General features: G+C 43.3%; 10 protein-coding genes and 1 tRNA gene. 2 read left to right on the forward strand and 9 right to left on the reverse strand.

Features of this window, described 5'->3' with window-relative positions; translation table 11 throughout:
- Positions 1-3: 3 nt before the first annotated feature.
- The 8 genes from AC07M6_RS02305 to AC07M6_RS02340 all read right to left on the reverse strand — a co-directional run bounded on the left by AC07M6_RS02305 (position 4) and on the right by AC07M6_RS02340 (position 8,266).
- A complete protein-coding gene (locus tag AC07M6_RS02305; protein WP_494887232.1) occupies positions 4-1,206 on the reverse strand; it encodes a toxic anion resistance protein in 1,203 nt (400 codons plus the stop codon).
- Between the two features lie 94 nt (positions 1,207-1,300).
- Positions 1,301-1,915 carry a TerD family protein gene (locus AC07M6_RS02310; protein ID WP_494887234.1) on the reverse strand — a complete coding sequence of 205 codons (615 nt, stop codon included), beginning with the start codon at positions 1,913-1,915 and terminating at the stop codon, positions 1,301-1,303.
- Between the two features lie 3 nt (positions 1,916-1,918).
- Positions 1,919-2,473 (reverse strand): TerD family protein, encoded by a 555-nt coding sequence (locus tag AC07M6_RS02315; protein WP_494887236.1) that lies wholly within the window; start codon positions 2,471-2,473, stop codon positions 1,919-1,921.
- On the reverse strand, positions 2,463-3,311 hold the full coding sequence (locus AC07M6_RS02320) for a phosphoribosyltransferase family protein (protein ID WP_494887237.1): 849 nt from the start codon (positions 3,309-3,311) through the stop codon (positions 2,463-2,465). The genes AC07M6_RS02315 and AC07M6_RS02320 overlap by 11 nt, the downstream gene beginning before the upstream one ends.
- Positions 3,283-3,996 (reverse strand): HAD family hydrolase, encoded by a 714-nt coding sequence (locus tag AC07M6_RS02325; protein ID WP_494887238.1) that lies wholly within the window; start codon positions 3,994-3,996, stop codon positions 3,283-3,285. Before AC07M6_RS02325 ends, AC07M6_RS02320 begins: the two co-directional genes overlap by 29 nt.
- Positions 3,997-4,000: 4 nt before the next feature.
- Positions 4,001-4,669, reverse strand: a complete 669-nt coding sequence (locus AC07M6_RS02330; RefSeq protein WP_494887239.1) for a TerD family protein — start codon at positions 4,667-4,669, stop codon at positions 4,001-4,003.
- An 18-nt stretch (positions 4,670-4,687) separates the two neighbouring features.
- Entirely contained in the window at positions 4,688-5,263 is a 576-nt protein-coding gene (locus tag AC07M6_RS02335; RefSeq protein ID WP_494887240.1) for a TerD family protein, read from the reverse strand.
- Between the two features lie 636 nt (positions 5,264-5,899).
- On the reverse strand, positions 5,900-8,266 hold the full coding sequence (locus AC07M6_RS02340) for an ABC transporter permease (RefSeq protein WP_494887241.1): 2,367 nt from the start codon (positions 8,264-8,266) through the stop codon (positions 5,900-5,902).
- Positions 8,267-8,643: 377 nt separating this feature from the next.
- Between AC07M6_RS02340 and AC07M6_RS02345 the strand changes: the two genes are divergently transcribed.
- Positions 8,644-9,519 carry an alpha/beta fold hydrolase gene (locus tag AC07M6_RS02345; protein ID WP_494887242.1) on the forward strand — a complete coding sequence of 292 codons (876 nt, stop codon included), beginning with the start codon at positions 8,644-8,646 and terminating at the stop codon, positions 9,517-9,519.
- A gap of 128 nt (positions 9,520-9,647) precedes the next feature.
- Here AC07M6_RS02345 and AC07M6_RS02350 read toward each other — a convergent pair.
- A tRNA-Ser gene (locus AC07M6_RS02350) sits at positions 9,648-9,734 on the reverse strand.
- Between the two features lie 951 nt (positions 9,735-10,685).
- On the opposite strand from AC07M6_RS02350, the gene AC07M6_RS02355 reads away from it, so the two are divergent.
- Complete coding sequence (locus AC07M6_RS02355; protein ID WP_494887244.1) at positions 10,686-13,967, forward strand: SusC/RagA family TonB-linked outer membrane protein; 3,282 nt, start codon at positions 10,686-10,688, stop codon at positions 13,965-13,967.
- Positions 13,968-13,984 lie beyond the last annotated feature (17 nt).

Consider the following 13,984-nt stretch of genomic DNA (forward strand, 5'->3'; position numbering starts at 1 on the left):
AATTTAGCCAACATTAGTCACATTTTTCTTCAATTCAGTTTCTAAACTTTGTAACTCGGTGTTTAAAGTCTTACGGTTTTGCGCGCCTTCTTCGTGTATGCGTTTCACTTCGTTCAGCGTTTCTATCAAATCTGAAGTTGTTTTCTTCAACGTTTCTATCGATACCACGGTCTTCTCGTTTTCGCGGGCCACGTTAATGCTGTTGGTTTTCAGTAACTCGGCATTCTTCAGCAAAATGGTGTTGGTCGTGTCCGAGATTTTCTGCTGCATCTCTACATTGGCTTTTTGCCTTTGCAGGGCCACGGCAATAGTCAGCTGGTTTTTCCAAACCGGGATGGTGGTAGAAATGATAGACTGCGCTTTTTCGGCAATAGACGTATTATTGTTCTGCACAATCCTGATCTGCGCCAGCGATTGCATCATAATAAAGCGCACTACTTTTAAATCGGCCAGGCGTTTATCCAAACGGTTCACAAAATCACGCAGATCGGCAATTTCATAATCGTTATAATCCTGAGGGCGCTGTTCCATTGCGGTCAGCTGGATGTTCAATTCGTTAAATTTTAGCTGACCGGCTATAATCAGTTCTTCCATCTGCTTAATATATTCCACATTGCTATCGAACATGGTTTGCAGCGAACTGTTATCCTTAATAGAGTTAAGGCGACCGGCTTTGATCTTATTGGTGATCTTGTCTACGTTGTCAATAACTGTGTCGTATTTGGAAAACAGTTTTTTGGCGTCCATCACCAAACCCTTTAAAAAAGGGATCTTCATCAGGAAACTTTTAAAGGCGCCCTGCTCCAGTTCGTCTACATCTATATAGTTCAGTTCGCTCAGCAGGTCGGCAATCAACGTACCCACTTCGCCCGAGTTATAGGTACGCACCGAGGTAAGGAATTGGTTACTGTATTTCTCCATCGACCCCTGCACTTCGGCGCCATAGTTAAGTATGGAATTGGAATCGGCCGGGTTCAGGTCCTTGCTTTTTTCAAGGTATTTCTTTTCGTCGTCGGCCTTAATTAAGGCAAGGTTCACATTACCCTCTTTATCCAGCTTTAGCTTTGATGGCTCGGCTGCGGGGGCAGGCGTGCTCATTACTACAGCCGGGGTTTCAATAGGGGCAGGGGTAATAGGTTGCAGTGGTGGTATATCGCTTAAAAAATCTGGGGTTTCATTTGTGCCCTTTGGTGTTGTTTCGTCCATGATATAGGGGTTTTTAGGTATATGCTCATCAATAAAACAACAGCGCTAACCTGCCTGCCACCTTATTGCTGATAGGTGTAATTTAAATACTAAACTATAAATATTGTGCTGCCACGGTTTTAATGGTTTCTTCCAGCTTACGGTCTTTAGTTGGTTCGCCAATGGCGTTAAACTTCCACTCGCCGTTCTTTTTGTAAAATACGCCCATCACCATGGATACGTGCCCGGCAAAACCGGCCCCGTGGGCAATGTCGTACTTCGCAAATACTTCGTTCACCCGTTTAGGCGTACCTTCGTAAATACGGATAGAGGCGAACGGTATCGAGCCAAAATCCTGCCCGCGGAAGCTATTGAGCACAAAAGCCACGTAGGTAGTGGTAGGACTCAAAGCGCCCAAATCAAGCGTTATTACTTCGTTATCCAGGCCGTCATCGCCGCCAATATCGCCGGTTAAATCGTCGCCGCTGTGTTTAACCGAACCGTTTTTTGATTTCAGGTTGCCAAAGTAAACTACTTCTTCCAGTTGCTTGCTCTCGTTAAATAAAGCGCAGCTACCGTCCAAATCCACAGCCTCGGTGGTGCTGCCAAAACCAAACAGGCCTTTTTTTACAATGGCGCCCCAGTTAATGCCTACACAAACATTTTGCAGCGTGCTGCCGTTGCTTTTTTGCAGGTTAATGCGCTGCCCTTTTTCTAAATTGATGGCCATGGTTTAGTTGTATTTGGTTAAATAATCTTGCAGGCCGCCTTTCATGCCGGCGCCTATGGCTTCAAACTTCCATTTGTCGTCGCGTTTGTAAATGCGGCCAAACTCAACGGCAGTTTCTATCGAAAAATCCTCTTCCAACTCATATTTAAGCAAGGTAGCGTTGGTTGCCGCGTCAAAAATACGCATGAACGAGTTACGCACCTGCCCAAAGTTCTGGCGGCGGTTTTCGGCATCGTGAATGGTTACCACCACGCAGATCTCGGTTGTTTTTGGATCAACTTTACCCAGATCGATCAGGATCTGTTCATCGTCACCATCACCGGCGCCGGTCAAATTATCGCCGGTATGCTCCACACCGCCATCCGGCGATTTCAGGTTGTTATAAAAAATAAAGTGTTCGTCTGAAAGTAGTTTTTTATTGTCGCCTAAAATAAAGACAGACGCGTCCAAATCAAATGCCGAACCGGTTGATGAACTGTTGGTATCCCAGCCCAAACCAATAACAAATTTTGGTGCGTCAATAGCCTCTCTTTGGCCTTTTTGAAGGTTAATTGCCATATTGTACTAATACTTGGTTGTTTGTAAATAAGTAGTTTTTAATATAATTAAGGTTAAGGGCATAGCTCTCCATGGTATGGTAGCTGTTGCCTAAAGCCATGTTGTATAACGCGCTAATGAACGTTTTTGATTTATTCTGCAAAAACAGGCAAAAGCTGGTATGATCATAGTTCAGGATGTACTTTACAATGCGGGTGTTAATGCAAAAATGCCCGCTGTTAATAATGCTATCCAAGTCAAATATAGATTTTACATCATGATAATTCAGATAATTTTCAATATTAGGGTGGATAGCCGAATTAGCCAGCTCGGCAAAGTACAACATATGGATATCATTATGCAGGTTATACTGCCTGATCATTTTAGATATCATGCGCTCGTGACTGCCGGTTATCTTAATATCATCTAAAAAAATCAGTGTTTTATCTTTCAAAAACTCCGCGTCGATATGGAAGCTGTCGTTACCGATCAGGTTCATACGCTGCTCGGCGTTCAGTTCGCCGTAATCTTCTTTATAGGTGATGGTACGGTGCACTTTGGTTTCCTGTATTACGGGCAGGTGATGTTCGGCCAGCCAGCGGTTAAGGCGGTATACAAAGTGATCCTTCATGGCGAAGGTAGCCGTTGGGATAAACGAGTAGGGGCTGGATATCACCACCATTTGCTGATGGATCTTATTTTTGGTTAATACATCCCGTATAAAGCCTTCGGCCAGGTCGGTACCAAACTTTTCGGATACCTGCCCATCACCAAATTTAAAGCGGCTGTAATCGCCAGCATCAAAACCAAAAACGGTGCTGCTGTGAATTTTATGCAGAGAATAAATGTTGTGTAGCATCGGGAATTAGTTTTATGATAGATGTATTGTTGGAGTTGACCAGCAAACTGCTGATCCCCACCATATCCGCACCCCAAATATCTGCCCTGGGGTTATCGCCAATATGGATAATTTCTTTTAGCTCAATTTGTTTTAAAGCGGCAACCTTATTTAGCATCAGCTGAAAAAATGCTTTGTTGGGCTTAGATAAGCCAGCCTCGTCCGAATATAGCTGGAAATCAAAATACCGGTCGATGCCCAAATGGTTTAACACTTTTCGTAATGTAAGGCCTTTAATAAAGCCGGTATTGCTTAACAGGTTAGTAGTACAATCGGGATGGTCTTTAATAAAGGCCAGTACCCCGGGCGTACGATCGCAATAGATCACCGGCATATATTCAAATATCAGCTCTTCCATTTGCAGGTAAAGCGCCTGGATATCAATCTCGTGCAAATTGATCTTACCATCATTGATCTGGCTGATCACCATCAGGTACATTTCCTCAGCATCGATGTTTTTCCCCGTAGTTTCGTTAATGCTGTTACACATCAAATCTACCTGGCGAAAAATACGTTCCACCTCCTCCAGCGGTTTGCCCAAGGTATTAAACTGCTGATGAAAGATCCTGCTCCGCTGCTGTTTAAACAGCGGGTTAGATCTGATCAGCGTCAACCACAGGTCGAACGAATAGTGTTTATAAACCATCGGCTTAACGGTACTTGTTCAGGATCTCTACAAAGTTATCCGTCGGGTGGGGTTCGCCCAGCGCGCGGAACTTCCACGAGTCGTCCTTACGGTACAATTCGGCAAAGGTCATGGCGCACATGCCGTTAAAGGCTGCTTCTCCGCTTAAACTGTAACGGGCTATTTCTTTACCGGCACGGTCAACCGCGCGGATAAAGGCGTTTTGTACCATGCCAAAATGCTGATTGTTCTTTTTGCCCTGATAAATGGTTACCAAAAATACAATACGCTGATAATTTGAGCTCAGGCTATCCAGTTTTACAATGATCTGCTCATCGTCGCCATCACCGGCGCCGGTGCGGTTATCGCCCGTTAGCCAGATATGCCCTGATGGGTGTTTTTGCGAGTTAAAGTAAACCACATCGCCCTCATACATATTTATCGTGCGCCCATTATTGGTAAACGCGCGGCCCATATTGGCCACTTTGCCATCGCCGTTTAATAAAAAAGCAATGGCATCCAGGTCGTATTCCGCTTCCTGTCCGCCGCCAAACAGCTTGCCTAAAAAGCCGCCGCCGCCGTTTTGTTTCATATCCCAGCCTAAGCCTATCGTAACCGACGACAGATCGAAGGTTTCGCCTTTATCGTTTTTCCTCAGGTCAATTGTTTGACCCTTTACCAGGTTAATTGCCATAATTTTAAGGGGTTTAAATTATTTAATAATTTGGCCTCTGTAGTATTTAGCCAGGAAAAAAGCCAGGTCTTCCCGGTAGCCCAGGCCCGAAGCCTCGAATTTCCAGTGACCATCCTTTTTGTATAAACGGCCAAACTCCACGCCGGTTTCTATCGAAAAATCCTCGCCCAGTTCGTACTTGGCAATTTCCTGCCCACTGGTATTATCCACAATGCGGATGTATGAGTCGCGCACCTGCCCGTAGTTTTGCCTGCGGGCCACCGCTTCGTGTATGGTTACTACAAATAAGATCTCGTTAACGCGCGCGTCTACTTTAGACAGATCGACCGAGATGGTTTCATCATCGCCGCCATCGCTGTTGCCGCCTGTAGGGTCATCGCCCGAGTGGTGCAGCGCCGCATCCGGCGAATCGGTATTACCGTAAAAAATAAAGAATTCTTCTTCCGGGATCAGCCGGTCTTTATCTATCATAATTGCCGAAGCGTCCAGATCAAAATCGTAGCCGGTGCCTTCGTGCGGGTTCCAGCCTAAGCCTACGCTTATTTTGGACAGTCCTATATCTATTCGTTGTCCTTTTTGAAGATTAATAGCCATTGTATAGCATGTTTATCATATTCTTAGAGTGATGAACTCCTTAAATATTACAGTTAGGGGTATTTTAATTATTGGTCGCGATTATTTGAGGTTAAGGTATTACATATTGTTTTAATTCGCAATAGGGGGTGAGTAATGAAAATGTTAAGTTCCCACACTGGGGAGGGCTGCCGTGTACGCACATCTTTTTACGATTAATAAAAGTTCGATGCCCCGGAGGGGCTACCTGTTTGTAGCAAGAAAAAAAAGAGCGAAAATGCCTCGGAGAGGCTACCCCATATCGAAATGTATGATCCGATTTGCAACTGAGGGCAGCACCTACGGAGCTGTGAAGTTTTCTTCGGTCAAATACCTACAAACAGGTAGCCCCTCCGGGGCACGGAAAAGATATGGGTACGCGGTAGCGCTGGGAGGGGCGCGGATTGCTGTACGGCAGAGCGTTTTTTAGCAGGTTACGTTGACCGCTCGGGGTTTAATAAAAACAAAAATCCCGCCTGGGCGGACTGCTTTACTAAGCAAGCTTAAAGGAGCCGATCAGAACACTTAGAGGGAATTTTAGAGGCCGTTAAAAAGGTTCTTCAAGACCGCCGGAATTGCCCAATTTGCATAATGATGTTCCCATCACAATACCTAAAATCACTCCGTTCTCAAACTCCTTATGGGGTTAACGATTGCTGCTTTTATAGATTCATAGCTAACTGTAAGCCAGGCAATGCCCAATGCAGTTAAGGAGGCTATGAAAAATACCAGCCAGCTAACATTTATATGGTATGCAAAACCGGATAGCCAGCTATTCACCGCATACCATGAAAGTGGTATGGCTATAACTATAGCGATGAGGATTAACCTGGTGATCCCCGATGATAATAAATAGACGAGGTTTAACACCGATGCACCCAATACTTTACGTACGCCAATTTCCTTGGTGCGCTGCTCGGCCATGAAAGCTGATAAGCCATATAAACCCAGGCAGGAAATAAAAATACCCAGGATGGCAAACAGGTTAAATATGTTGCCCATCTGTTGTTCTCCCTTGTAAAGATTAGAGATATCCTGATCAAGGAAGTTAAATTTGAAGGGGTAAGTTGGGTTTAGTTGCTGGCTTATTTTTGCTAAAGCCTGTATGGTTGCCTTGGTTTTACCGGGTAATGTCCTTACTACTACAAAACCGCCCATTTTATTAAAAGGCAAAACCAGTGGTTCTATGGTCTGCTGAATTGGTTTAAAGTTAAAGTCTTTTATAACGCCAACAATAGTGCCCTTGTTACCCCAAAGCGTCAACGTTTTACCCACAGCGGTATTGGCATTTAAACCCATGGTTTTCGCCATTTTTTCGTTGATCATGTAGTTATTGGAATCAGCTTTAAATGCTCTTGAAAAACTTCGCCCGTTCAGTAATTTCATCCGGAAGGTATGGGTAAAATCCTCATTAACGGCCATTACCGGAAAAGACATTTGCGACCGGGGATCCTTGCCATCCCAATATACACTAAGCGTCCAACTGCCCAGATTGGTAGGCAGGTCTGAGGTGACAGCAAAATCGCTTGTCAGCGGGTTTCGCGCTAATTCATCTTTAAAAGCCTGCTGTTTGTTCCAAATCTCTCCAGCCATCGGTACGTACAAAAGATTAGCCTTCTCAAACCCGGGATTGCGGTTTTTGATAAATTGAAGCTGATTATAGATAACCACTGTACCCACCAGCAATACGATGGAGACCATGAACTGGATTACGACCAAAGCATTGCGGAACAATAAATTGCCGCCCATAGATTTTACATTCCCCTTGAGCACTTTAACCGGGTTAAAGCCCGAAAGAAATAGGGCCGGGTAGCTGCCGGAGATGATCCCTGTTAACAAGGCAATGACCAAAAGACTTAACCAAAGCTTTATATCCGACAGATCGACGATCAGTTTTCTGTTAGCCAGATCATTAAACACCGGCAAGAAAAGATGGACGATCACCAGCGCAAGTAATAAGGACAGAATAGAAATAAATACAGATTCGCTTAAAAACTGGAGGATCAGCTGCCCCCTTACAGCGCCAGCTACTTTGCGTAAGCCAATTTCTTTTGCCCTGCGGGCTGAACGCGCGGTAGCCAGGTTCATGAAATTGATGCAGGCTACTACCAGGATCAAAATAGCGATGATAAAAAAGATGTTTACATATTGCGCGTTTCCGTGCCCGGGCATATCGCCCAGTCTTTCGGGTGCCAGATGTATTTTAGTTAAAGGCTGCAAATAGAACAAAGCCTTAGTTTCGGGGCTATGTTTATGAAAAATTTGGTCGATTTGTTTTTCCAGCTTTAATACATTATTATTTGAAGGGTCAAAACTTTTATCTAACTGGATATAGTCCCAAAAGTTAAAGTTAGTCCATACATTATTTTTTAAATCATTATTTGTTCTTGCTAACGAAGCCATTGGAAGAATGAAGTCGAACTGCAGGTCGGAGTTAGCAGGAATATTAGCTAAAACGCCTGTTACCACTACATTCTCCTGGTTGTCTTTTCGTATAACCTTCCCAATAGGATCTTCGTTCCCAAAGTATTTTGAAGCCATTGCCTGTGTTATTAAAATAGCATCTGTTTCTTTTAATGCAGTGGCAGGGTCGCCCTTAACTAAAGGGTACGAAAACACGTCGATAAAACTTGCGTCAGCATAAAACACACCCTCTTCTTCAAACTTTTTGCCGCCTGCTTCAAGTAGGGTAGTATTGCTTGGTCGTATCCGAACCATATTTTTAACAATGGGCATTTGCTCTTTCAATCCAACCGGCATACCTGCGGAGTTTGCGGCGCTTTTTGAATCACCAAAATCGCTGGCTATACGATAGATCTGGCCTGCATTTTTATGGAACTTGTCGTAGCTTAATTCATTTTGTACCCAAAGTAAGATGATGATACTTGATGCAAGGCCTATTGCTAAACCTGTAATATTAATAATAGAATAAACTTTATCCTTTATTATATTTCTATAAGCAAGTTTAAAATATGTTTTTAACATAGTTATGCCGTTTTAGAGTAACTGTCAGCATATCCTTTAAAATCCATGCCATGTGCTTAACTTCCTGAAAATAAAAAACTTAAGTATTTAAATTTATGAAGGACCGTACGAAAACGTTACAATAGGTGTGCGGTTTTGCCAGAGCTGCCGATCCTTGGACACAAGGTACTAAACAACAAGTATTCGGTAAAAAAAGTAATTTTTGGGTAGTTTTAAATAAATAACTGTTCAAAAAAAGGTCAGCAAATATCAGCTACCTAAAACAACAACGTTTTGTCGGGATTTCCCCCCAAAGTTGTCGTTTCTACACAGTATCAAATCCTGAAATGCTTTTCATCTTTGTAATATCAATCAATCAAAAACTTAAATAAGGTGTTATGAAAAAAATGCTTAAAGGATATCATATCCAAAAACCGGTACTCATAATAGCTATGCTTTTGTGTACCATATTTCAATCGAGCGGTCAACAAAGTAAACCTGCCAGCAGTGGCTACGTACCTGTTAATGGCATTAAAGTTTATTACGAAGTGTATGGCGCGGGTAAGCCTATTGTTTTGCTGCACGGTGCTTTTATGAACATTGAGATGAACTGGGGGCAAATCATACCTGAATTATCAAAAACAAGAAAGGTAATTGCCATTGAAATGCAGGGACATGGGCACACACCATATTCAGACAGAAAATTAGACCTTGCTACCATGGCAAGTGATGTGGACGGCGTAATGAATTATTTAAAGGTTGACAGTGCCGATGTGGTAGGATACAGCATGGGCGGCTCCGTAGCTTACCAGCTGACGATACAAAACCCTAAACGGGTAAAAAAATTAGTGATCATTTCTTCTACCTATAAAAGTACGGGTTGGGCGCCCCAGGTAGCTGGTGCATTTAAAAATATGAAGGCTGAAATGTTTGCGAATTCGCCTATGAAAACGGCATATGACGCAGTAGCACCTGATAAAACAAAATGGACAAAGTTCATAGACCAGATGCTTGGTTTTCTCGCTACGACATTTGATATGGGCGACAATAATATTGCGAAAATTACTTCGCCGGTATTGATCATTGCGGGCGACAATGATGGCCTGGATAAAGTTGAGCTGGCGAAAACCTATCAATTACTGGGAGGTGGCGTAGCCGCTGATATGCAACCGATGCCAAAATCGCATTTGGCCGTTGTTCCCTCGCAGAGTCATGTGAGCCTGATGATGGAGACGAAAACAATATTAGGTTACCTCGACGGCTTTTTGAAGTAAACGTAATGGTATCGGGTAGTAAAAAGAGGCGTCGATAAATAATTTCGAGCTATTCAATAAAAAGCGAACATTTATAAGCTTGATATGGATCTATAAAAAATGGATGATCGAAAGATCATCCATTTAAGCGGAGAGGGAGGGATTCAAACCCCCGGTACCTGTAACAGTACACCTGATTTCGAATCAGGCACATTCGATCACTCTGACACCTCTCCAGGGTTGTAAAAAACAAAAATCCCGCTTGGGCGGGATTGCTTTTATTAAGCGGAGAGCAAGGTTTCTGAACCTGTATGCAATCTGCTGTAAGCCAATCATTTATAAGGCTCTCAAAATTCATTGTCATGATTTTTTGCAATGAACCTGAAAACATGCTGATCAACAATTATCAACTGCTTTTACTACATAGCAAAGCCATTTAGCTGTAATTGTTTTTTGTTGGCGCAAAATTAAGAAAATTGACTTAAAGAAGCAAACCTAATTGTAACAACCCAAAGGAATAAGCCGGAATTGACCGGACGAATGCTCTCCACACGAACAATAAACCCTGCTGGCTGGGTTCATCACATAGCCGTAGTTGCCCCATCTTTCAGTGCGATAGTTAGCCGATGATTGGGATAAGCGGTGCCTGAATATCTCTGTTTCTGTCAATTTTTGAACCTTTTTTGATGAATTTTATACCTTTTACATCTCGAATTTGCATATATTTGTTACAATACAATCGATTGCATGACGAGCAGCCTTTGCTGCCGATAGCTTAGCAATAACCAATTATTAACCTTGCTGGCAAATAACCAATTGCCCGCGCTATAAATTAACAGTTATGAGAAAAATTTTACTTTTTTTCAAGCCGCTTTTTATGTGGTATTTCGCAAACGCACAATCGCCAGGTCTGTTGCTGAGTTGTTGCCTGCCCGCAAAAACATTATTACCGCAATCCATAGTGTACTAACCGAAAGATGGTTAGTAACCGGGTTACACCATGTACCTAAAATCATCTGGTGGATGCTGCCAATTTTTCACGCTGCCAGGCCTTATTTATAAACCTTTTATAAACCTATTTAATTATGAATTTTTTTAATCAACTATTATTCGACGTCGAGCACTGGCGAAAAAAAATCACACTGCTTAAACGATGCGCTTTTCTTAGCCTCGTTTTAGTACTGACCATGGCCTCGCAGATCCTTGCTCAGCAGGTTGTTAAAACGGTAAGTGGTACCGTGCGTGATGATCGCGGCCAAACCCTGCCTGGCGTTAGTGTGATGCTTAAAGGTACAACTACCGGAACCGTTACTGATATTCAAGGCCGTTACAGTGTGAAAGTTAATGGCACAGAAACGCTGGTATTTTCTTTTATAGGATACACCACTGTTGAAGAACCAATTAATAACCGTACAAATATTGATGCCACGCTGAACGAAAGTCAAAAAAACCTGAGCGAGGTGGTGGTTATTGGATACGGTACCGTTAAACGACGTGATTTAACCGGCGCCGTATCATCGGTTAGCGGGAAAGATATTGCAGCGGTGCCAGTTGCTAACGTGGCGCAGGCTATGCAGGGCAAACTGCCGGGTGTGAACATCACCTCGCAGGATGGGCGCCCTGGCGGTAACATTAACATCCGTGTACGCGGTGGTACTTCCATATCGCAAAGCAACCAGGCACTGATATTGATTGACGGTATCCCCGGCAATTTAAATGATATCCCTGCTGATCAGGTAGAAAGTGTAGACGTGCTGAAAGACGCCTCGTCTGCAGCTATCTACGGTTCGCGCGGCGCCAATGGCGTAGTGCTGGTTACTACAAAATCGGCAAAAGCCGGTAAAACCAGTGTAAGCTACAATGGCTATGCTAAAATCAATACGCCTACTAAATATTTGGAAGCTTTAAGCCCATACGAATATTTGAAATACGTTTGGGCCAATGCGGCAGCTAATGCAGCTGCTTACCAAACTCCGTTTGAGCAATTATATGGCCTTGGCGCAAATGCCGGCAAAAACACCGGTGGGATAGAAAGTTACCGCGATCTGCCATCAGATGATATCCAGAAGCAAGCCTATAAACAATCGGTATCATGGAACCACGCTTTAACCGTTTCAGGCGGGACAGATAAAACAAAGGTATTGTTTAATGCCACTTATTCGGATGATGAGGGGATGAAGCTTAGATCGTACCAGCGCCGCGCAACAGCACAGTTTAAAGTAAATCAAAAATTATTTGACAATGTTTCATTTGATTTAAATGCCCGTTATGCTAACACTCCAACAATGGGCGATGAAGGAACTTCAAGCGGCGGCGGATCAATACTTTCGTCTGCCTACCAATTCAGGCCTATTGCAACCGATCATATTTTAGGCAACCTCGGTGCATTGACTGCGAGCAATAACATATCGCAATATGGTAAAAACGTTTTGTGGGATAATTACAGCCCTGTAGCGCGCATCAGTGATTATGAGCCGCTTACACTTTCTCAAAGTTTTGTGGGTATAGCCTCATTAAACTGGGAAATTATTAAAGGGTTAACCTACCATACCGACTTTAGCGGCAACGGCAACTGGGGGCAGCGTAAATACTGGTCGGGGGCTACTTACAATGGTTTTATTGATGATGCAACCGGCAATAAATTGTATGCGGGTAACGCCGACTATCGTAAATCGGACAGTTGGGGCATGCGTTGGGCAAATACATTAGGTTACGAATGGAATATTAATAAGGATAACAAATTAAACGTATTGGCCGGTACCGAGTTTTTCAACTCGGGTGGCACAGGCATATCCATACAAGCCACACGTTTTCCTTCAAATTATACCAGGGAAACAGCCTTTGCCCAAATCAATCAGTATGATAAAGCGGCTGGTTCGGGCGTGTTCTCTTCCAGCGTAAATACCCCCGATCGCCTTAATTCCTACTTTGGCCGTTTAATGTATAGTTTCAAAGGCAAGTATTTGTTAACAGGAACTTTCCGTGCCGATGCTTCTTCCAGGTTTACAGCTAATAACCGCTGGGGGTATTTCCCGGGTGGTGCCTTTGCCTGGAGAGTTTCGGAAGAGCCTTTTATGAAAGCCGCAAATTGGATAGACGAGTTGAAACTCCGGGTATCTTACGGTGCAGTTGGTAACAATAATATTCCTTCAGGGGTCACAACACAATCCTGGGGATCTGTAACCGATCCACGCAGCCAGTACGAAAGCAATCACGCGCTCCTGGCGGGTTATCAGCTAAGCACCCCTAACATCTTGTCCAATCCAAATTTGAAATGGGAAACCACCATTACGCGCAATATCGGTACCGATTTTACTTTGTTTGGCGGGAAATTGTCGGGCACGGTGGATGCATACTGGAATACCACTAAAGACCTGCTGCTACAAACTACAATTCCGGGCATAACCGGCTTTACTTTCACCTATGCAAATATTGGGCAATTAAGTAACAGGGGTATAGAGCTATCGCTTTTGGGGACATTATACAAAAATAAAAACTGGAGGGTTACCGCAGGCGGCAACATTACCTTCAATAAAAACAATATCGATAAACTGGCTGATAACGTAACCGGTCTGTACGGATCAGGCTGGAATGGTACCGCTACTTACCCGGCATCCGATTACCAACTGATAGTGGGCCGTTCTGTTGGCCAGGTACGTGGCCTGGTTTACGATGGCTTTTATACCCCTAACGATTTTACATACAATAATGGCTTATATACTTTAAAAAGTGGCATTGCCGATCTTACCACTACTACCGGTGGTGTAGTGCATGGCGTTGTTACAGGTACAGACCGCCCGACAGGCCAAATTGCTTATCCGGGGCTGCCTAAGTATAAAGATTTGAATGGTGATGGCAAGATCGACGATAAAGACCTTACAGTAATTGGTAGTACCACTCCTAAAGTTACAGGTGGTTTCAATATTAATGTGGCTTACAAAAACATCGATCTGGGCTTAAACTTTAATTATAGCATTGGCAACGATATTTACAATGCAAATAAACTGATATCATTGTTTGGCCCTAAGGAAGCAGGCGTTTATCAAAACAAATTGGCTATAATGGCCAACGCCTACAAAATTTACAATGTGGTAAACGGACAGCTGGTCAGGTTAAAAACCCCCGACGAATTTAATGCGGCAAATACTAATGCTGATTTGCCTTTATCTTATAGCGAAACAGGCGTTACTTCAACCCTGGGTATCGAAAAAGGTTCGTTCCTGCGCTTAAATACGCTTACGTTAGGATATACCATGCCTAAATCCATATTATCAAAGGTTCATTTAAATAACCTGCGTATTTATGGCAGCGTATATAACTTGCTTACTATCACTGGCTATAAGGGCCTGGATCCGGAAGTTGGTGTTAACGATAATGCCAATAACTCGGTTTATCCAACTACCGGATTTGACTATGGTTCTTACCCGCGTGCACGGTCATTTGTTATGGGCGTAAACCTTAATTTTTAACAGTTAAACACATAAAA

This window comes from Mucilaginibacter sp. GW821-FHT07H05 (genome assembly GCF_059418485.1).